Annotated in this window: 21 protein-coding genes; 6 read left to right on the forward strand and 15 right to left on the reverse strand. The window is 41.3% G+C overall.

What is annotated here, in order from left to right:
- The first annotated feature begins 66 nt into the window (after positions 1 to 66).
- Positions 67 to 582, forward strand: a complete 516-nt coding sequence (locus PL9631_RS23105; RefSeq protein WP_083624012.1) for a hypothetical protein — start codon at positions 67 to 69, stop codon at positions 580 to 582.
- Between the two features lie 36 nt (positions 583 to 618).
- Here the strand turns inward: PL9631_RS23105 and PL9631_RS23110 are convergent, their stop codons facing one another.
- Positions 619 to 1,059 carry a type II toxin-antitoxin system VapC family toxin gene (locus PL9631_RS23110; protein ID WP_083624014.1) on the reverse strand — a complete coding sequence of 147 codons (441 nt, stop codon included), beginning with the start codon at positions 1,057 to 1,059 and terminating at the stop codon, positions 619 to 621.
- Positions 1,060 to 1,076: 17 nt separating this feature from the next.
- Positions 1,077 to 1,289 (reverse strand): hypothetical protein, encoded by a 213-nt coding sequence (locus PL9631_RS23115; RefSeq protein WP_026789077.1) that lies wholly within the window; start codon positions 1,287 to 1,289, stop codon positions 1,077 to 1,079.
- 614 nt (positions 1,290 to 1,903) lie between these two features.
- Here PL9631_RS23115 and PL9631_RS23120 point away from each other — a divergent pair.
- Together PL9631_RS23120 and PL9631_RS23125 are read left to right on the forward strand one after the other, a co-directional pair.
- Positions 1,904 to 5,518, forward strand: coding sequence for a CHAT domain-containing protein (locus PL9631_RS23120; protein ID WP_083624016.1), 3,615 nt, complete (start codon positions 1,904 to 1,906; stop codon positions 5,516 to 5,518).
- On the forward strand, positions 5,518 to 6,831 hold the full coding sequence (locus tag PL9631_RS23125) for a hypothetical protein (protein WP_083624018.1): 1,314 nt from the start codon (positions 5,518 to 5,520) through the stop codon (positions 6,829 to 6,831). The genes PL9631_RS23120 and PL9631_RS23125 overlap by 1 nt, the downstream gene beginning before the upstream one ends.
- A gap of 24 nt (positions 6,832 to 6,855) precedes the next feature.
- Here the strand turns inward: PL9631_RS23125 and PL9631_RS23130 are convergent, their stop codons facing one another.
- The gene (locus PL9631_RS23130) at positions 6,856 to 7,329 is read right to left on the reverse strand and encodes a type IV pilin-like G/H family protein (protein WP_083624020.1); all 474 of its coding nucleotides are present in this window, start codon (positions 7,327 to 7,329) and stop codon (positions 6,856 to 6,858) included.
- A gap of 105 nt (positions 7,330 to 7,434) precedes the next feature.
- Here PL9631_RS23130 and PL9631_RS23135 point away from each other — a divergent pair, with 105 nt between their 5' ends.
- Positions 7,435 to 8,241, forward strand: a complete 807-nt coding sequence (locus tag PL9631_RS23135; RefSeq protein WP_083624022.1) for a hypothetical protein — start codon at positions 7,435 to 7,437, stop codon at positions 8,239 to 8,241.
- Positions 8,242 to 8,271: 30 nt separating this feature from the next.
- On the opposite strand, the gene PL9631_RS23140 is transcribed toward PL9631_RS23135, so the two are convergent.
- The 4 genes from PL9631_RS23140 to PL9631_RS23155 all read right to left on the reverse strand — a co-directional run bounded on the left by PL9631_RS23140 (position 8,272) and on the right by PL9631_RS23155 (position 10,671).
- Complete coding sequence (locus PL9631_RS23140) at positions 8,272 to 8,727, reverse strand: 6-carboxytetrahydropterin synthase (protein WP_231516826.1); 456 nt, start codon at positions 8,725 to 8,727, stop codon at positions 8,272 to 8,274.
- An 88-nt stretch (positions 8,728 to 8,815) separates the two neighbouring features.
- Positions 8,816 to 9,430, reverse strand: a complete 615-nt coding sequence (locus tag PL9631_RS23145) for a 7-carboxy-7-deazaguanine synthase QueE (protein WP_083624023.1) — start codon at positions 9,428 to 9,430, stop codon at positions 8,816 to 8,818.
- Between the two features lie 15 nt (positions 9,431 to 9,445).
- Positions 9,446 to 9,823: a translation initiation factor gene (locus PL9631_RS23150; protein WP_083624025.1), complete on the reverse strand. Its 378-nt coding sequence runs from the start codon at positions 9,821 to 9,823 to the stop codon at positions 9,446 to 9,448.
- A 116-nt stretch (positions 9,824 to 9,939) separates the two neighbouring features.
- On the reverse strand, positions 9,940 to 10,671 hold the full coding sequence (locus PL9631_RS23155; RefSeq protein ID WP_156090669.1) for a DUF3120 domain-containing protein: 732 nt from the start codon (positions 10,669 to 10,671) through the stop codon (positions 9,940 to 9,942).
- Between the two features lie 282 nt (positions 10,672 to 10,953).
- Here PL9631_RS23155 and PL9631_RS23160 point away from each other — a divergent pair, with 282 nt between their 5' ends.
- On the forward strand, positions 10,954 to 11,706 hold the full coding sequence (locus PL9631_RS23160) for a phycobilisome rod-core linker polypeptide (RefSeq protein WP_083624029.1): 753 nt from the start codon (positions 10,954 to 10,956) through the stop codon (positions 11,704 to 11,706).
- 143 nt (positions 11,707 to 11,849) lie between these two features.
- On the opposite strand, the gene PL9631_RS23165 is transcribed toward PL9631_RS23160, so the two are convergent.
- The 5 genes from PL9631_RS23165 to PL9631_RS23185 form a co-directional block, all read right to left on the reverse strand.
- Positions 11,850 to 12,446, reverse strand: a complete 597-nt coding sequence (locus PL9631_RS23165) for a TerD family protein (protein ID WP_083624031.1) — start codon at positions 12,444 to 12,446, stop codon at positions 11,850 to 11,852.
- A gap of 21 nt (positions 12,447 to 12,467) precedes the next feature.
- A complete protein-coding gene (locus PL9631_RS23170; protein ID WP_083624032.1) occupies positions 12,468 to 13,037 on the reverse strand; it encodes a TerD family protein in 570 nt (189 codons plus the stop codon).
- A 55-nt stretch (positions 13,038 to 13,092) separates the two neighbouring features.
- Complete coding sequence (locus PL9631_RS23175; RefSeq protein WP_083624034.1) at positions 13,093 to 13,662, reverse strand: TerD family protein; 570 nt, start codon at positions 13,660 to 13,662, stop codon at positions 13,093 to 13,095.
- Between the two features lie 60 nt (positions 13,663 to 13,722).
- Positions 13,723 to 14,256, reverse strand: coding sequence for a peptide deformylase (gene def / locus PL9631_RS23180; protein WP_083624038.1), 534 nt, complete (start codon positions 14,254 to 14,256; stop codon positions 13,723 to 13,725).
- Between the two features lie 78 nt (positions 14,257 to 14,334).
- On the reverse strand, positions 14,335 to 15,603 hold the full coding sequence (locus PL9631_RS23185) for an HhoA/HhoB/HtrA family serine endopeptidase (protein WP_083624041.1): 1,269 nt from the start codon (positions 15,601 to 15,603) through the stop codon (positions 14,335 to 14,337).
- A 197-nt stretch (positions 15,604 to 15,800) separates the two neighbouring features.
- On the opposite strand from PL9631_RS23185, the gene dnaN reads away from it, so the two are divergent.
- The gene (gene dnaN / locus PL9631_RS23190; protein ID WP_083624042.1) at positions 15,801 to 16,976 is read left to right on the forward strand and encodes a DNA polymerase III subunit beta; all 1,176 of its coding nucleotides are present in this window, start codon (positions 15,801 to 15,803) and stop codon (positions 16,974 to 16,976) included.
- A gap of 48 nt (positions 16,977 to 17,024) precedes the next feature.
- Here the strand turns inward: dnaN and PL9631_RS23195 are convergent, their stop codons facing one another.
- The 3 genes from PL9631_RS23195 to PL9631_RS23205 form a co-directional block, all read right to left on the reverse strand.
- On the reverse strand, positions 17,025 to 17,825 hold the full coding sequence (locus tag PL9631_RS23195) for a HEAT repeat domain-containing protein (RefSeq protein ID WP_083624044.1): 801 nt from the start codon (positions 17,823 to 17,825) through the stop codon (positions 17,025 to 17,027).
- Between the two features lie 143 nt (positions 17,826 to 17,968).
- Complete coding sequence (locus tag PL9631_RS23200; protein WP_083624046.1) at positions 17,969 to 18,205, reverse strand: polymorphic toxin type 34 domain-containing protein; 237 nt, start codon at positions 18,203 to 18,205, stop codon at positions 17,969 to 17,971.
- Positions 18,206 to 18,341: 136 nt separating this feature from the next.
- Positions 18,342 to 19,685, reverse strand: a complete 1,344-nt coding sequence (locus tag PL9631_RS23205) for an AAA-like domain-containing protein (protein ID WP_083624048.1) — start codon at positions 19,683 to 19,685, stop codon at positions 18,342 to 18,344.
- Between the last annotated feature and the right edge of the window lie 178 nt (positions 19,686 to 19,863).

Genomic DNA, 19,863 nt, shown 5'->3' on the forward strand with positions numbered 1-19,863 from the left:
AATTTCCCTGTTAATGGAGTTAATTCCAAAACACAAAACTCGATTAAATTTTAATTAGGAGAAAAAATGGCTGATAACAGACTTCGTAATTTTTTAATTGGTGCCGGAATTGCCACTGCGGGTGCAATTGGAACTAAAGTCGCCGTTGATTATTTCAAAAATCGAGGCAAAGAGGAGGTTGTAGATGAAAGTCAAGGAGATGCGATCGCCGCTTCTCCAGAACAAGTGAGTTATGCTGTGGTTCAACCCAGTGAAGTTCAGACCTTTTTAGATAAAAGTTTCGGAGAAGTGGGCCGTTATGTCCCCCTTCGAGAACCCAAGGTTTTTGATTATCAAGGCCAACAATATATGGTGATTTGGGCCGAAGATAATAAAAACAAGAAAAATCAAATGATGGCCTTCCAATATACTGATACTGGCCGAAAAATGATTGCCAGTGTCGGCTATACCCCCACCAAAACCGATTATAACCTTCCTGGCCTCAGCAGTACACCCTTTGCTATCAAAGTTAATGATCAAAAACTAACCTCCGGTCAAGGAGAAACAGGTGGCAGTAACGACGTCGATTTTGTTCTAGCCTAAACCCGTAGAGACGTGCCACGGCGCGTCTCTCTATCTTTAAGGCGATCTACCTAACTCAGTTGACCAATTTTCTGTTGACAATTCTATAATTTGTCCAAAGTCTGACTGATTACGGGTGAGTAAAATAGCTTCATTTGTCAAACTAATAGCAGCAATTTTCAGATCCATAGTCCCCAAACGAGGATAAGATTTTCGGAGTTGTTGATATGCGATCGCTGCGGTTCCATTAAAGGGGAGAATTGGAATTGAACAGTAGTCTGTTGCCGATTGCTGTAGTCCTTGATAGGCTAAAACTTGTTCATCTATATTTTTAGCTTGTCCTAGAAAACTGAGTCGCCCTCTAGTTTGTTCTTCATAAGTAATAATCGTGACAGCAACTTCAACTTTTTCTAGGGTTTCTAGTCTTTTTAAAATGCGTTTTCCCTGTTGTCCGTTGCGCTGAATTAAGCTCAGATGGTCGGTGTCTAGGATGTACATAAACAAATCTGATTAACCTACTTCACAGAGTTACGCCACTCTTTCCCTAATTCTAGGACAGCATCAAAGGTAGGGTCATTTTCGCAACTACCTGCGACTTTTTGCCACCAAGGATTTTTCTGCTCAATGAAGCTAGATAAAATCTGTTTCATTTCTGCGAGTTCCGTTTCTAAAATGGCAACTCGTGCTTCAATTTTTGGGGGCTTTTCTTCAGTCTGTTGAGATATCATAATTTAGGAGAAGTTTATTTAAGATTTTGTATTGATTAAAGTATAGCTCAAGGGAAGCATCGCGTAACCTAATATTGACTCAATCTCTAGTTTTTGTTCGGAATCAACTATTTGCCACTCCCTAGCCATATTTTAATCCTTATAACATAAGTCTGGGAGCTTGAAAACTCAGTGTCTTCAGACCTGAGATGAAAAGCGACTCAGGGGGTTTTAACCCCCGTGAATATTTCTTCAATCTATGTTAATATATCCAGTAACAGGAAAAGGTAAACAACCTGTCTAAAAACCTAGTCGCCTAACGGCAAAACGCTGAACCTTGACAATTGAATCTATAGGGTTCTACTGCACAGTTCTAGTTTTCCCCCAGCAGTGGGTAAAAGATTCATGGGAGCTAGACGAACAGTTTTTAAGCAAAAAAGAACTCGCATTAATGCGAATAGGGTAGGGCATACCCGAATTTACGCTTGGGGAGAATCCCACCTCTGGTTAAAGCACTGCAAGGTACTTTGATTAAGTGGTTTCGTTGAACCAAGAATCTCAGCGTCTTCAGACCTGAGAGTGTCAATAAAATGAATGGTATAAAATAGCAACAATATTCCCACCCTGCCAGTGCCATGAACGAAGAACGCCTACTCGCCTATCTGTCCCTAATTCAAGAACTCCTCGACTGTCCCAGTGGGGAAGAAAACCAAATCCTCAACCAACACCCGGAACTGCTTGATGGGGCATTTGTGCAGGTGTGCGAACAGGTGGCAGAACAATTGCAGAGTGACGGACAAGAGAATAACGCGGGTTTTCTGCGAAATCTGGCGCAAGAGGTGGGGGCGTTTTTGGCGAGGCAGGGGACGGGGGAAAATCAGCAAGAAGTATTACAACAGTTTTGGCAACAACTGCTCAAAGCCCAAATGCAGGGCGGCATAGCAGCAGTTCATCAGGTGATGCGGCAAAATATGGGGTTGATTGTTCCCAACCTGGGGGATACCATTGTCCAGTCAATACCAGGACTTCTAGCTCAGAATCCCGACCAAGCCGAAAGAGTGGCAGGCTTAGTCGGAGATACCTGCACCAGTATTCGACTATTCCCCTATGGTCGGTATGCAGAAGCCTTAGAGATTGCCATTCGCGGCTATGGGGTGGTGCTGGAACTGCGGGCGGATAACCCGGAAAAACGGGCGCAAACCCTGACTAACCTCGGAAGTGTCCGCAGCACCCAAGCCATTATGGGCATCAACCCCGCTGCCAATCTCGAAAGTGCGATCACCTCCTGCGATCAAGCCGCCGGGATTATGCGGCGGTTGGGGTTAGACAAAGACCTCTCCTCTACCCTGAATAACCTCGGAATTGCCCGCAGCACCCAAGCCCAGATGGGCATCAACCCCGCCGCCAATCTCGATAGGGCGATCGCTGCCTACGATGAAGCCGCAGAAATTCGGCGACGGTTGAAGTTAGACAAAGACCTCTCCTCTACCCTGAATAACCTCGGAATTGCCCGCCGCACCCAAGCCCAGATGGGCATCAACCCGGCTGCCAATCTCGATAGGGCGATCGCCGCCTACGATGAAGCCGCAGAAATTAGGCGGCGGTTGGAGTTAGAAAAAGACCTCTCCTCTACCCTGACTAACCTCGGAGTTGCCCGCCTCACCCAAGCCGAGATGGGCATCAACCCCGCCGCCAATCTCGATAGGGCGATCGCTGCCTACGATGAAGCCGCAGAAATTAGGCGGCGGTTGAAGTTAGAAAAAGACCTCTCCTCTACCCTGACCAACCTTGGAAATGCCCGCAGCACCCAAGCCCAGATGGGGATCAACCCGGCCGCCAATCTCGATAGTGCGATCGCTGCCTACGATGAAGCCGCAGAAATTCGGCGGCGGTTGGGGTTAGACAAAGACCTCTCCCAAACCCTGACTAACCTCGGAAGTGTCCGCAGCACCCAAGCCATTATGGGCATCAACCCCGCCGCCAATCTCGATAGTGCGATCGCTGCCTACGATGAAGCCGCAGAAATTGGGCGGCGGTTGGGGTTAGCCCGCGACTTAGCAATAACCCTGAATAACTTTGGTTTTGCCTACCAAGCTCAATCTCGCCTAGCCGGGAACAGTTCCACCCAGACACAACAAGCCCTAGAAAATGCCTACCGTAGCTTTCAAGAAGCCCTGGAACGGGTGGAATATCTGCGGGGGGAAATTGGTGCCGATAGTGAGGGCTATAAACGCAACTTTAATGAGGAATGGAACAGAGTTTATCGCGGCATGGTGGAAGTCTGCCTAGAGTTGGGTCGATATCAGGATGCGATTGAATATGTAGACCGTAGCAAAGCCCGGAACTTAGTGGAACTCATCGCCACCCGTGACGCATATCCGGGGCGCGTAATGCCCGAGAACGACCGCCAACAGTTGCAGCAACTCAAAATCGACATTGCTCAAGCAGAACGTCGCATCCAAGACGAGGAGAACCCCGACCCGACCCACCTCAAGCAATTGCGGCAACAAAAGCGGGAACTCGAACCCTACAAACCCCTGCATTTCCAGGGGATGCAAGAGTTACTGGATAAAGAAACCGCCATCCTAGAATGGTATATCCTGGGGGATAAATTCCTCACCTTCACCCTAATGCCTGATCCCTCCCTAACCCTGCATTCAGAAGGGGGGGAACAAGAGGCAGACCCCTCAGAACCCCCTTTTTTAAGGGGGGCAGGGGGGATCAAAATCTGGACATCTTCAGAGGAAGACCTAGATAAACTCATCGACTGGACAAATCAATACCGAAATGCCTACTACCAAGCCCAAGAAGCTTTACAAGTTGCCCTCGCAGCATTAAAAGCAGCCAAAACCGAACAGGAACAGCAAAAAGCTGACGAACTATGGGCCCAAGCCCAAGATATTTGGCAAAATCCCCTGGCTCAACGGCTAGAAACCCTCGCCGAAATCCTCCACCTGCCAGAAATTCTGCAAAACCTCTTTAAAGAATTCCCCAACTGTAAAAAACTCATTCTCATCCCCCACCGTTACCTGCACCTGTTCCCCCTCCATGCCCTACCCATTCCCACAGGAGAAAGTAAGATAAAATCCCTACAGGAATTATTTGAACAAGGTGTTACCTACGCCCCCAACTGTCAACTCCTGCAACAAGCCCAAACCCGCCACCGTCCGAATTTTAAACGCTTGTTTGCCGTCCAAAACCCCAACGACAACCTCAGTTTTGCTGATTTGGAAGTGGAAACCATTGGCGGTCTTTTCCTCCTCGACCCCAACAGTCTCCAAAAAGGCAAGGCCACAAAAGCCAACTTCCTCGCCAAAGACCTCCGCCAAACCCATCATCTTTTCTTCTCCTGTCACGCAGGCTTTAACCGCGAATCTCCCCTAGATTCTGGCTTGGAACTCGCTGATGACATCCTCACCCTAGAGGAAATTATCGCCTCCCTCAACCTGAGTCAGTGCAGCCTCGTTACCCTCTCCGCCTGCGAAACCGGACAAGTGGCCATTGATGACACCGACGAATATATCAGCCTCTCCAGTGGCTTCATCCTGGCGGGTAGTCCTAGCGTCCTGGTTAGTCTCTGGTCGGTTAACCAAGTTTCCACCGCCCTGCTGCTGATTAAAACCTACGAAACCCTCCAAAACCACCCCGGACAAATCGCCATCGCCCTCAAAACCGCTCAAATCTGGCTCCGGGATACCACCGTTAAGGGGTTTCAAGTCTGGGTGGAAAAATGCCAGCTATTAGAAGGAGGAGATTGGCAAAAACCTTTAGCCGAATTTTTCCAACAATTGGGGCAAAATGAAAAGGGGGTTAATGACCGCCCCTATCAGTCTCCCTATCACTGGGCGGCATTCTGTGTAGTTGGACAAGGAGAACAAAAAATGGCAAGCGATAGCGATAAAATTCAAGCCTTTACTGATTTATTGAGCAATAATCTTTTAGCTGACTATTTGCCAGATTTAGAAGAATTAAAATCCCAACTGGGTGACGATGATGAAAAAAATGCAGAAGCGATCGACCAATGGTTAAATAATGATCAGCGTAAGTCAATCTTAACAGCTTATCATGAACAATTAAAATCTATCACCTCTATTAATCCCCTCCTGGGAGAAACGGGTGAAAAAGGATTCGGTGGCAGTACACCTAATCCTAAACCTCCCAGTCCATCCCTACCAAAACTGATTGACAACATCACAAAAGATCCTACAAAATTGCCTAAAAATCCAGAAGAAAATCCCCCACAGTCTTGATGAAAAATATCACCTTTAGCTGCTTCGCTTTCCACCTGCAACAACGCCTTGATGATGCCCCCGATGTCCCTAATCCGAAGGCAGATAGTCTCTGGAAAAGTTTAACATTTCTCCCCTTTCCTGAACTCAAAAATATCAAGTCTCAACCCGAAGTGGAAGTTAAGTTAACGGCAATTCCGACTAATTTCGGGTTTAAGTTGGAGGGAAATTTGCAACCGTTTCTCCTGAATGATACCTATTGTGTGGATATTACCCTCAAGCCGGAAGGGGAAAATGTAGAAGTTGAAGTTGCACAACTTTCAGCTTTTCAACCCCAGGTTTTCCTGAATCAAATTAAAGCCGATTTAGGCAAGGTTTTAACTATACATGGGGAACAAAATTATTGGATAACATCAAAACCAAAACTTGAAGAAGCGGAAAAATGGGCAAATGCTTTATGTGAGGATAAGGAGGATAAGTCATTTAAGCCACAATTTATTGATCAGTTGGAATTGTTTAATTGTCCCTGTTTTCTGTTTGAAGCCGGGGATTTAACGATTATTATTTCTTTGGCAAAACCCAAACAGTTAGATTTAAAAAAAGCTAATGATAACTATAGCTGGTTGAGGGATTTATTTTGGTGTCAAAAAAAGATTGTGGCGACCTACTCAAAGGCAAAACAGTCTTATCAAAAAGCTAGGGAACTCTATAGTAAATTAGAGAATAACCTGCCAAAATTCTATACAATTTCTGATGAAACTCCAGAACAACGGCTAAATAGCTTAGATACAATGGTTCAGGAAATTCCCCAAGATTTATTATATTATAATTGTTGTTTGCGGGATTTAAAAACTCATTATACCACAATTAAAACTAATTCTGATAATTTTAAAACCTGTTTGAATTCTTTACTAGAGGCAGGGAATAAGCTGGAGGTGTGGTCACGTTTAGCTGAAAAAACCTATCCTCTTTATCTGCGCCAAATCGAGACTTATTTGGAGTATTTGGAGCCGGGGAAAGATTTATTTAGTGATTTGATTAATACAATTAGGGCCAGGACGGAAATTGAACAGGCGAAAAGCAACCAAGATTTGCAAGACCATATTCAATCTATTGGTGTGGGAATTGCAGCCGGGGCGATAATTGCTTCTACATCGGGTTTGATGATGACACCCTGGAGTCCTCCCACACGCGATAACTGGATTAAACCCGTTCTCCTTCACCCTTTTATTATCGCCCTGGCTCTCAGTGCATTCTGTTCTTGGGGTGCATGGAAATTAATGAAATGGCGAATTGAGAGTCGAAGAAAGCGATCGCTAAAAACTACCTCATAAAAAATCTCTTACAACAGAGAAACTCTATCTCACCGGACTCGAACCCGCAGGACATTTTAACCCTTCTCCGGGTACAGGAGTTGAGGACAAAGCCGGGGGTTCGGTGGAGGGTTGATCGGTTTTGCAAATATTAGCGATCGCCATTACACCGCCTGCTGTGTGGCTGACAGTCACCACTCCAGCATAACTGGGAAGTCCGTCTTGTCTAGCCGCCGCAGTCATCAACACGGTTTCCGCATATTGACCTTCAGTATTCACGCTATAGCGATATTCTCCCGTGTCTAAATTCGCATTCAGAGATAACCCTTGAATAGAGTTGGCAAACTGACCATTAGCTTGATAATAAGCCTGTTGTCCCGTGGTCATCGTTTGCATGACAAATTGTGCTTTATCGCTTTCATTCACTTCGGGTAAGGACAAATTCAGAGAACAACTCGTTAACAGGACAGGAGCCGCGAGGAGAACTCCCGAAAGCCATTTTTTAAAAGACTTATCCATATTTACCTTAACCTGTAATCACCGGGTATAAAGTTTGTTATCCCCATCTACAGGGTAAAACCAGAGCATTCCTGAAATTCAACTCGACTTGGAATTAACCTAAATATGCCTCAGACAATTGATCTCCATAATTTTATGAATGATATTGTTTTATTGTTGACTGCAACAATTGATATTAAGGGAATGCCAAAGGCTTATCCTTCTGACCCGCAGATCCGTCAAGAGGATTATTTTCAAACTTTAAAGTATTATATTAATCATCATCCTAAAATTCAAAAAATTTTATTCGTTGAAAACTCAGGATGGTCTTTAGAAATAGTCCAAAAAGCAACCTCAGAAAACCCCTATAATAAAGAGGTTGAATTTATTTCAATTGATGGTAATAACTTCCCTCGTTCCTATGGCAAAGGATATGGAGAAATTTCTTTAATTGATCAAGGATTTAAACAATCTAAATTAATTCAAGAGGCTGATTATATTGCCAAAATCACCGGACGAATTAAGCTATTGAATTTAACAAAAATTCTTAGCCATATATCCGATGATTATGACTGTTTATGTGATATTAAAGATCAGGGATGGATCATCAAAAAATATTTATTTCAAGAAACAACAGCATCTCCTTATACTGACACTCGATTTTTGGTTTTCAAAAAAGAATTTTATTTAAAATATTTTAAACCTTTACTTGACAATCATCAAGACGGATGTTTTTATATGGAGCAAAAAATTTATCAAGGAATTCAGGCAGCAAAATTAGATCAGAAGTTGATGGAACGTTTCTTTATTGAACCTAACTTTTCTGGAATTTCAGGTCATTTCCAGGGAAAAGATTATGATAGTCCCATAGAAAAACTAAAGTTCAATATTCGAGCTTTTGCCCGTCAAGTTGCTCCTTGGATTCACTTGTAGCAATTTTTACTGATCACAAATTGGGTGAAGTTAGGGTTTATAAACTTCTAAAGTGGTGACTCGGTTGGGAGTTTCTGACACACTAACCCGCATAATTTGGATATGGCTATCAACCGGAATTCGAGAAAAATATAAACACATTTCCTCCGTAGTTCCATGGGGACATAGGGGATGATCATTAACAATTTCGGGTAACTGTTTTGCCCAAACTTGTAATTGATTTTCCATTTCTACCATATCCAACCCATACAAATCTTCAGGATGTCTCACAGCTTGCAATTCTAAGCTGATTTCAAAATTATGAAAATGGCGATCTTTCCAAATCGGCGGATTAAAATGTTGACGGTGTAAAGTGGTTTTAATGGTATAATTAAAGGTTAAGGATTCTCGATAAACTTGTTCATTCACCCCAACAATATTCCGATAGGGAATCGTTTGTTTTTCTAGCCATTCTGGGGGATAGTGGGAACGAAATTCTGGTTTCATAGTTATAATAGGGAATTACGAATTAGGAATTACGAATTACGAATGGGTAAATAAATAGGATTTTAGACCTGAACATAATAATTTTAAATTAAGGAACTTGTAACCATTTATGAATTTGCACTGATAACCGATAGTGGGGAAATTTTTTTAATAATTCTAAAACTAAAGGTAAAGTGCGATCGCGTTGGTTCCATTCAGGTTGTAGAAAGACAGGAATTTGATCATTAAGCTCTAAATATTCGGCATAAAACTCTAATTCCGATCCGGTTTCAATCACCAGTTTAATCTCGTTTGCTCGTTTCCATATTAACGGAACTACAGGATAATTGGGACTAACATGATGTTTTGGACTTAACGTTACCCAAACAGAATTAGGAATATCTTGCCAAAAGGAACCCGATGTTTCAATACCAACGGTTCTTCCCGTCGCTTGAATAGTTTGAATTAACTCTGTAAGTTGAGCATAAATAAAGGGTTCTCCTCCAGATATTACTACCCTGGGCGATCGCAATTCTGCAATTAACGAATCAAAAGACCGGAGTTGACGGGGTAAATTCATCCCTCCATCTCCATAACCCGTATCACACCAAGGACAACGAACCGGACAACCTGCTAACCGAATAAAATCCACTGGGGTTCCGACCCAATATCCTTCTCCTTGAATCGTCGATTGAAAAGTTTCATGAACTGGAATTTCAAGCATCAAAACGTTAACGATTTATCCCCCACTAATTTTAGCTTTATATCCTAATTTTATCAAGGTTTCCATAACTTTCGGACGATGATCTCCTTGAATTTCAATCGTATTTTCTTTAACCGTTCCCCCCGCCCCACATTGGGATTTTAACTGTTTAACTAACAATTCCAAAGTTTCCGGTTTAACTTGAAATCCACTAATAACCGTTACGGTTTTTCCCTTGCGTCCTGAACGAGTGGCTTGCACTTTCAGATTGTGTTGATGGGGGGGGATCTCAGGAACAGAAGCTGGAGAACGTTCTAAAGCTGCTGAATTTGTTCCCGTCCCAAACTCAGAATAAACTACACGATTTCCCCCGGAGTTAACCTTATGCTCAGAATCACGTTTTGATGTAGCCATAAACCGAATCACGAATTATACTTTAGGGTAAAAAAAACAATCTTTACAAAGATCAAAAGTCCCTAATCATCGCACATTTACAACAGATTTGTATTCTTTGTGTCTTTGTGGTTAAATTAGGCTAAACAAGCCGCCACCAAAAATAAACTATCCACCAAAATCGTACTTAATACCGCTCCCCCAAAAGCCCACCAATGTTGTTCTTTCGATTGTAACGGAAAAACACCAACTGCAAATAAAAATAGGGCAAATCCGACGGCCCAACTAATCCCCCAGGGGGTTGTCACCATTTGCAGGGCGTTTTGAAATATTGGTAAGGCTAAGGCGGGTTCAACGTGCATGAGTTGACGCCAACTGGGAATTAATCCGGCGATATAAAAATATCCGTCCGTGACCGCCGTTCCAAATAGGGAACCCAAATAAAACCAATTTCCGACCTTTCCCCAACCTCGATATAAACACCACACCGCAAAGGGAACGCCCACCGCTTCCACGGGTAAGTGTAACAGGGGTTCCCAGCGTAACCAACCCCAATAGATTGCACCCGTAAACCAACTCCAACTAAAGCCGAATAATAGGTCTCCCCAAACCCATGTGGCGGGTTGTCTGATTAATCTCCAACTGATTCCTAGCCACCCCAAGGTGAGAATAACACTAAATTCCGGCCATTGTCGGACTAGCGGCGCTTGGAAAAACACCGGGACAGTCACGAGAAATACCGACGCGAAAAATACCAGCCAAGTCTGGGAGATCCTAACTTTGGCTAGAACTCTGTGAAGGAATCCAGAGGTGGGTTGAATCGGTTGAGTGGTAGTCAAAATAAAACCTAGTAGGATGTTTAGCAAGATCTTTAAGATTTATTAAGTAGATTATCATAAATTAATATATCTTGACAATTATCCCCCCCTAGGGGATTTAATCTTTAATTTAGCATAATCGGTCTAGGGTGTGCGATGTCAAAAAATGTTACATATTATTGCATCGGCTCAGAAAAACGCCAGATGGGTTGCCGAAATCCCCTAATCTGTACTATAGCCAACCCTGTCGCTCCCAAGCCTTGAGTGATCATGGCTTCGTAGACCGCAAGATAAAAAATAAAGTTGACCTTCAAAATTAAGGAGATATTTAAGGTGGCGCTTCCTTTATTAAGCTATGGCCCGACCAGCCGCAACGTTCGCGTGGCTGGCTTTGAAGTAGCAGGTGATGAACAACCCAGAGTGTTTACGGCTGAAAATATGCCTTCGGCTTCTGAGTGGAATGACATCATCTGGGCTGCTTATCGCCAGATTTACAGTGAACATCAAATGCTCAAAAGCAACCGTCAAACTTGCTTAGAGTCTCAGCTTAAGTTTGGTCAAATTAACGTCCGGGATTTTATTCGGGGTTTAGTGATTTCCGATCCTTTCCTGCGTCGCAACTACCAAACCAATAGTAACTACCGTTTCGTCGAGTTGGTTGTCCAGCGCGTCTTAGGACGGGATGTTTATAGTGAACGCGAGAAAATCGCATGGTCGATTGTGGTTGCTAACAAAGGCCCTAAAGGGTTTATTGATGAGTTACTCGATAGCGATGAATACCTGGATAACTTCGGGTATGACACGGTTCCCTACCAACGTCGTCGGGTACTGCTACAACGCAACCAAGGGGAAGTACCCTTTAACCTGAAAACCCCTCGTTACAACGAGTACCACCGGAACCAACTTGGGTTCCCCCAACTGGTTTGGCAAAATGCGGTTCGTCGTTTTGTTCCCCAAGAAAAACAACTCAAAGCTGGCGATCCCGCACAGTTCCTGGGTTTAGTGACTCCTACCGTTACCCCAGTGACTCGCGTTGCTTTAGGTGATATCAATATTGAAACCATGGTTCCCTACCGCAAACGCTAAGATCAACCGATTTTCAACACAAATATTATTCAAATAGTGTTGAAACTTAATCGGTTCTAGGGGCGGAGAATTTGGATAGAAAGTGATGAAAACACCATCATTTAATATCTGAATCCTCCGCCCCTAATTATTGAGAATATTGATTACACAAAGGAACGAATAACCCCGTTTAAATTACTTTTTAAGGGTGTTCCTAATGCTTTGAATTTCCATTGTCCGTTTTCGTGAGACAGTTCCCCCAGCAACATAGAAGTTTGCCCAGAGTAAGCGGGTTCACCGGAAAGACTGTAACGAGCAATTTCTTTACCCTTAGCATCTATAGCTCTAACAAAAGCATTTTTAACCATCTCGAAGTTTTGTTGGCGGTCTTCGGCGTGGTATATATTCACTCCTAAAATAATTTGATGATAGGTTTGAGGAAGGGTTTTGAAATCAATAATAATTCGTTCATCATCTCCCGATCCTTCCCCGGTGAGGTTGTCTCCTGAATGAACTACAGTATTATTTTTTGTGGCTAAATGTCCGAAATAAATCACATCTTCTTGCTGATTTTTTAATTTTCCTCGCTCATCTAATAATAGGGCAAATCCATCTAAATCAAAATCGGCTGATCCGCTAAATATTCCGCCAAATAGTCCTTTTTTAGACACATCCCATCCCAAGCCCATGACCATTTTTGATAGGTCATATTCGCTTTTATCGAGAATAATGCTTTGGCCTTTTTTTAAGTTAATCGCCATGGTTAGAATCCTCAAAATAAATTAAACGTATTTGTCCACAAAACTTTGTAAACCCGCATTGTAACCTTGTCCGACGGCTTGAAATCTCCATTCGCCATTTTTGAGATATAATCTACCAAATTCCACGGCGGTTTCCCGGGAAAAGTCTTCTTCCAAATCATATTTTATGACTTCGGTTTGAGTGTCGTCATCATAAATTCTAATATAAGAATTTTTCACCTGGCCGAAGTTTTGCCGCCGTTGGTCAGCATCGTGAATGGTGACTACAAAAATTAATTCTTGAAGGTCGGGATTGATTTTTGCTAAATCGACAACGATGGTTTCATCATCCCCGATTCCTTCTCCGGTGCGACTATCTCCTAAATGTTTAACAGATTGATCAGGAGAGATTAAGTTATTATAAAATACGAAATATTCATCAATGGGAATTTTACCATCTTCTGCTAACATAAATACAGAAGCATCTAAATCAAAGGCTTTTCCTGTATCACTAACATTGACATCCCATCCTAAACCAATAGAAGCTCGTTTTAATCCTGGAGCTTCTTTCGATAAACTGATCCTTTCGCCTTTCTTAATATTAATTGACATGGTTAATCAATTCCTGCAATTGTGAACAAAAAACTAGGTTTTGAGTTTAATTTTTTTAGGTATACTTTTGAACAAAGGCTTCTAAACCTGAATTATAACCTTGTCCAACGGCTTGAAATCTCCATTCACCGTCTTTGCGATAGAGGCGACCGATTTCGATGGCGGTTTCTCGGGAAAAATCCTCCTCTAAATCATAGCGAGTGATCTCGACGTCGGTTTCATTGTTATAAATTCGGATATAGGAATTACGAACTTGTCCAAAATTTTGTCTTCTGTTTTCGGCTTCGTGAATAGTAACAACAAAGACAATTTCTTGAATATTAGGATCAATGCTATTTAACTCAACAAAAACCGTTTCATCATCTCCGCCACCCTCTCCGGTGCGATCATCTCCTATGGATTCTACTGAGCCCTCGGGAGATTTTAAGTTATTATAAAATACGAAATATTGGTCGTTAGGAATTTTACCATTACTCCCGAGCATAAATACCGACACATCTAAGTCAAAAGCAGCCCCGGTATCAGAAGCGTTAGTATCCCATCCTAATCCTACTCCGGCTTTTTTTAGACCGGGTGCTTCTTTAGATAGGCTAACTCGTTCACCTTTACTTAAATTAATGGTCATGGCGTTAATTAATTTCCTTTGAATTGAATTATAAACATTCTACAATAATCCATGGAACTATTACGGAAAATCAAGAATACGTTTTTGATATTCGGCTTCGGTAACTAAATCTTGGTTACTTTCAACCCGATCTACAAATATAATTCCATTCAAATGATCGAGTTCATGTTGAAAAATTCGAGCGACAAAATTGGTTAAGTGTTGATAGCATAATTCTCCTTCTCGGTTGGTATATTCAACTTCTATGGCTTGATACCGAGGAACTAATCCCCTAATTCCAGGGACGCTTAAACAGCCTTCCCAGTCTTTAATTATTTCGTGAGAATGGTTAATAATTTTAGGGTTAATCATGGCCGTGGGTTCCATCAAGGGTGCGTTAGGATAGCGCAATGTGGGACGGGAGGCAATAATAAATAAGCGATCGCTGATTCCCACTTGAGGCGCCGCAATGCCCACACCATTCGCTTGAGATGCGGTAATGATTAAATTATCAATTAAGGTTTGAATTCGTTCCTCCCTAATATTATTGACCGGATTAGCACAATGCCTTAAAACTGGATTTCCCAATTCAGAAATCGCTAAAATTTCACCCATAAACCTCTTTCCCTTCAACACTAAAAAACTTACTTACCTACTCCCCCTGCCTCCCCTACCTCCCCTACCTCCCCTGCTCTACTCCCGCGGCATATTGCCTGTTTTAACTTCTAAGATTAGGGGATTTCCTTGACGGTTTAGCTCTACTTTCATCGGTGTTCCGACATTCTTATTTTGAACTAATTCTTGAACAGCATCGGATTTGGTAATCGCTTGTTCATCAATTTTTACAATCACATCTCCGGGTTTTAATCCCGATTTCATCGCTGGAGAATCGGGAACAACCCTGACAATTAAAACCCCACTATCTTGAGTAACATTAAACTCAAAATTAGGATCTTCTTTTAATTCTTGTACTAACTCCGGGCTAAGTGTCACCATTTCAATTCCTAAATAGGCGTGTTCAGCCCGTCCAGTTGTGGCTAATTGTTGGGCAATTTGTTGAGCTTTATTAATCGGAATGGCAAAGCCCAAACCCTGAGCACCACTAATAATTGCGGTATTCATTCCGATCACTTCTCCCTTGGCATTGAGGAGTGGCCCTCCAGAATTGCCGGGGTTAATGGCGGCATCGGTTTGAATAAAGCCAATGCGTTTATCGGGAACTCCCACATCGCTACTCGAACGTCCGGTGGCGCTAATAATTCCCACTGTCACCGAATTATCTAACCCTAAAGGATTACCAATGGCGATCGCCCATTCCCCCGGCGATAGGGCTTCAGAATCACCAATTTTGACACTCGGCAAATTATCGGCATCAATTTTAATCACCGCCACGTCCGTGACCGAATCCGATCCTAATACCTTGCCATCGAAGCGACGCCCATCTTTTAAAACCACCTGCACCCGATCAGTTCCCTCCACAACGTGGGAGTTAGTCATAATCACCCCATCGGCTGAGAGAATAAACCCGGAACCCGTCCCCTGTTCAATCGGGCCATCGGAACGGCGTTTGGGGGGAGTCGCCCCAAAAAATTCTTCGGGAAAGCCATTTCCAAACTGCTCCAATCCTTGGCGGTTGGCTTGACGAGAGGCATTGATCCGAACTACGGCTGGCCCAATCTCGTTAACAGCATCGACAATAAAGTTAGAATCTACGGGCTTTGCAGCCACTTTTTGAGCTAACCAGCTAGTCGGATTGGGGTTAGCATTGGCTTGACTGTTTAAATTAGTAGTGGAAGCGGGGGCAGTTTTGGCAGGGGTTTGGGCGATTGAGGGCGGAACAGTTGAAGCGGTGCGGCTGGCTAACCAGCGATCGCCCATCAAAGCTAACCCACCTCCAATTATCAACAGAAACAGGCTCCACAGAGGGCTTTTACGATTTTCTTTGTCAGATGTAATTTTCATGTATTAATAACATCAGTAGTTTGGAAGTATTTCCTCGGCTTGCTGGGTTTTTCCTAGCCTGCGGTTTATTGGGATTAACTGTAATCAAAAAAGATAGCGAGAGGTTTGTATGTTATAATTAGGGGTTCGGTTCTGTCGTGAACGTCAGAAATTATCGGCATTATTATCATGCTAACACATACTAAGGAAGGTTAACTATGAAATTTATTGTTGAACAGGACAAATTAAGTTCTAATTTATCTTGGGTATCGAGGGCGATTCCATCCCGTCCGAATCATCCAATTTTATCTAATATTTTAATTGATGCAGATGAAGAAAATCAACGATTAAATTTAACTGCATTTGATTTAAGTTTGGGGATTCGGGCGAGTATGTCGGCGACGGTCACAGAGGGAGGAACCTTAACTGTCCCGGCTAAATTATTTAATGATATTGTCTCCCGTTTACCTGGGGGAGAAATTACGATTGATGATGAAGCGGGGGAAGCAATTGTTAATTTAACTTCCAGTTCAGGAAAGTATCAAGTTCGAGGGATGGCGGCGGAAGAATATCCCGAATTACCTTCTATTGAAACGGGGGATTCTATTCATTTGGCGGCGGAATCTTTAATTTCGGGATTGAAGGGGACGTTATTTGCTACGAGTTCCGATGAAACTAAACAGGTGTTAACGGGAGTTCATTTAAAAGTTAAAAATAATACGATTGAATTTGCATCAACGGACGGTCACAGATTAGCAGTTGTGCAAACGGAAAATTTAAGTGAAACCGATCCCGATGAGGAATTAGAAGAATTTGAGGTAACAGTTCCCGCTAGGGCTTTAAGGGAAGTTGAACGGATGGTGGCGATGCGAACTGTTGACAGCCATGGAAGTTCTAAAGATGATTCTCCCGTGGTGATTACCTTGCGATTTGATGAGAGTCAAGTGATTTTTGAACTAGGGGAACAACGGTTAAATACTCGTAAATTAGAAGGAGCTTATCCGGCTTATCAACAGTTAATTCCCCATCAATTTTTAAATCAAATTAATTTAGATCGGCGGGGATTTATCGGCGCCCTAGAAAGGATTGCGGTTTTAGCTTCCCAAAAGAATGATATTGTTAAATGCAGTATTGATCATGTTAATCAAATCATTGCTTTATCCGTAGAAGCTGCCGATGTGGGAAATGCTTTGGAATCTCTGCCCGCTCAAATTTCTGGGGATGAACCCAAGGAGTTAGCGTTTAATGTTAAATACTTATTAGAGGGTTTGAAAGTATTTAATACCTCGGAAGTTTCCCTGCAATTGAATGCCGCCACAACTCCAGTTATTGTTAATCCGTTAGGCGGGATTAAAATGACTTATTTAGTCATGCCTGTACAATTAAGGAATTAATTCCTATAAACCGGGTTTCTATGAGAAACTCGGTTTCTGTATTTTGCATTAATCTTCTAAAATTTGTTTTGTATGATTAACTAAAATCGGTATTTTTTGACTAATATTGATCAATTTACTTTCCATATCCGGGGCATCTTGTAAGAGTTTATCTAAATTTGTACGCTCCTTTAAATCCGTTAAAATATTAAGAATAGGGATTGCTAAATCTTCATCTGCATGATCTAATAATCCTACAAGCTGTTGTAGAGATTCTTGGACACCTAAATGATATATTGCTCCTAATAGTTCTGCTTTTATTTTGAGAAAACCATCAAAATATTGAATATAGCTTTTCAGTTTTGGCAAAATTTCATCGGTTCCTAAAAGACCAATAGAATTTGCTGCATAGGCGCGGACTGTCTGATCTTCTTCTATTGTTAACAGTGATTTTTCTAGTGTTTCTATCGCATTAGGTTCTCCCAGTTCTCCCAATGCTTCTGCGGCTGATGCACGAACTAAAGCAGAAGGATCAGTAATTAATTTATCTTTAATTTGATCAACAGCCTCAATATATTGCAATCCTCCCAGGGCTTCAATTGCATCAGATCTGACAATTTCTTCGGGATCATTCAGTATATTAATTAGAGCATAACCCACTTTTTTAATTTCATCAATTCCCAGATAACCTAATGCGTAAGCCGCACTAGAACGAATTGCTGTTTCTGGAGAGTTTAATAAGGGCAGAATATCCGGTACAGCTTCATAAACTTCATCATCAACTAACCTTAGTAATGCTTCAGCTTGTCTAGTTGCATTACCGGATCTCAAATCTTCTAAACTATTTATACAGATTGATTGATCAAACATTTATATCGACCTCAATATATATAGATAATAACACCTCTAGCAATCTAGGTTTAGAGCCAGCAGATCCAGTAAAATCGGGCGTGCTTAAACGCTATATTGCTATTATGTCTATAAGGAGATTATAGCAAAAATTGTAATAGGGTTCAACTTATGTTTTGCTGGGATCGTTTTTTTCTGGGTTTTTTCTGGGTTCTACATTTTCTACAATTTTCTGCTTTTTGAGTTGGTTTAATTCTTTGAATTTTATTGGTATCATTTTGTTTTCTAGCGTTTTTCATCATAGATTCTAACGCTTCACACATAGTTATTCCTTCTTGATTCATAAGTTGTCTAGCTTCTTCTAAAATTCCCGTATCAGCAACATTACCTTCAGATGTCATTTTATTATTTATATTATAGTTTACTCTCTAATCGTAACATATAGCCTATTTTAATACTAATGTAAAACAGATTTAAACTCGCTATAGAGAGTAAAAAAAATTAAAGTTTCAGATTAAATATAAAACTTTAATTCCATCATTCTCCCCTAAAACATTCTTGAAAATATTGACGATATAAGCCACAACTGGCAATAACTGAATTTCCATCAATATGAACCAGTCCCATACTTTTTAGTTTAAACGCTTTCACTTGTTCAATTTTGATAGGTTGATTTGTACTAATAATTTGTTGATAAGCAGTGACTAAATCAGGATCTTGTTGAAGTAACCATAACTGTTCGTGGAGATGATCTGCATAAATTCCTGTATCACTGACCGCTTTTTCTAGTAACTCTTGAATAGAAAAATTATGACGAACACTATGATCAAGGGCTAATCTAACTAAATAAGGAAATCCTCCAATAAATTCGGTGAATTGTGTTAACTCTCGATCCGTTAAGTTTAATCCATATCGTTGAGCTAAACTTTGAATTTGACTAATATCAAAAGGAAGTAAATCAACTCCTAAACCCACATTAAACGGAGATTTATTAGTATCTAAAGGAATATAAATATCCGTTGAATAGACGATCACAAACCTTAATTTTTTCCAATTGCTAATATCCCTGGTTTCTTCATGCCAAGATCGTAATAAAGCCAAGAAATCCCGCGCTAAGGACGGATACTCAAATAATTGATTAACTTCATCAATAGCTAAAATAATCGGTTCTTGAATTAATTCTAATAAATATCCTTGAAAATACAGGGAACTACTGACTAATGTTCCCACATCGTCATCCCAAAAATCATCTATTTTAGATTCTAATTCTAATTGTTGAGTCACATTTGCACACAACCAACGGAGGAATTTTTCCGTCGAGGTAAAGACTAAACTACTGGCCAGATGCAGACTTAAACGAACGGGATGATAACCTTGTTGTTGAGCATGATCTAAAATACGAGCCATTAAGGAGGTTTTACCCATCTTGCGAGGGGCTTTAATTCTCAATAATGTGCCTTGATTTTGAATCTCTTGATAACAAATTGATTCAATGGGCGATCGCTCAATATAAAAAATAGAATTAAGCGGAACTTGACCTTTTGGAGATTCTAAAATCTTATGTTCAGCAAAATTTTTTGGGGGGAAAATTTCCGGGATATTTTTCTCGTATAATTTCCTTTCTAATAAACCGCGACAATTGGTTTTACTGACTTTTTCACCCACCATATCCGATAAAAGTTGCCAGAGATGGGGGGCGACTCCATTTTTTAAATAATTAGGAGAATAGCCATTTTCTTCGGCAATTTGATCGTAGGTTTTTTTTGTTTCTAATAACGCTTCTTTTAAAATAACTTTCTGAATATAACTGAGAGAGTTTTTACCTTTAACAATAATCAACGCTTCAGTTAAGCCCAAAAGTTCCTCAACACTTTTGACCATGTTAACCCCAATATGTTTTTTATATATAAACTAGATGACTCAATCTGAGTATTTTAATAATATAAAAATACAGGATCGTTTAAACTAATCTAATTATATTTTAAACGAAAATTGTATCTTTGTATATACTTATGATTATATAAATCTCTGACGCATAAATTTGCTAATACATCAGGTC

The organism is Planktothrix paucivesiculata PCC 9631 (assembly GCF_900009265.2).
GTDB lineage: Bacteria > Cyanobacteriota > Cyanobacteriia > Cyanobacteriales > Microcoleaceae > Planktothrix > Planktothrix paucivesiculata.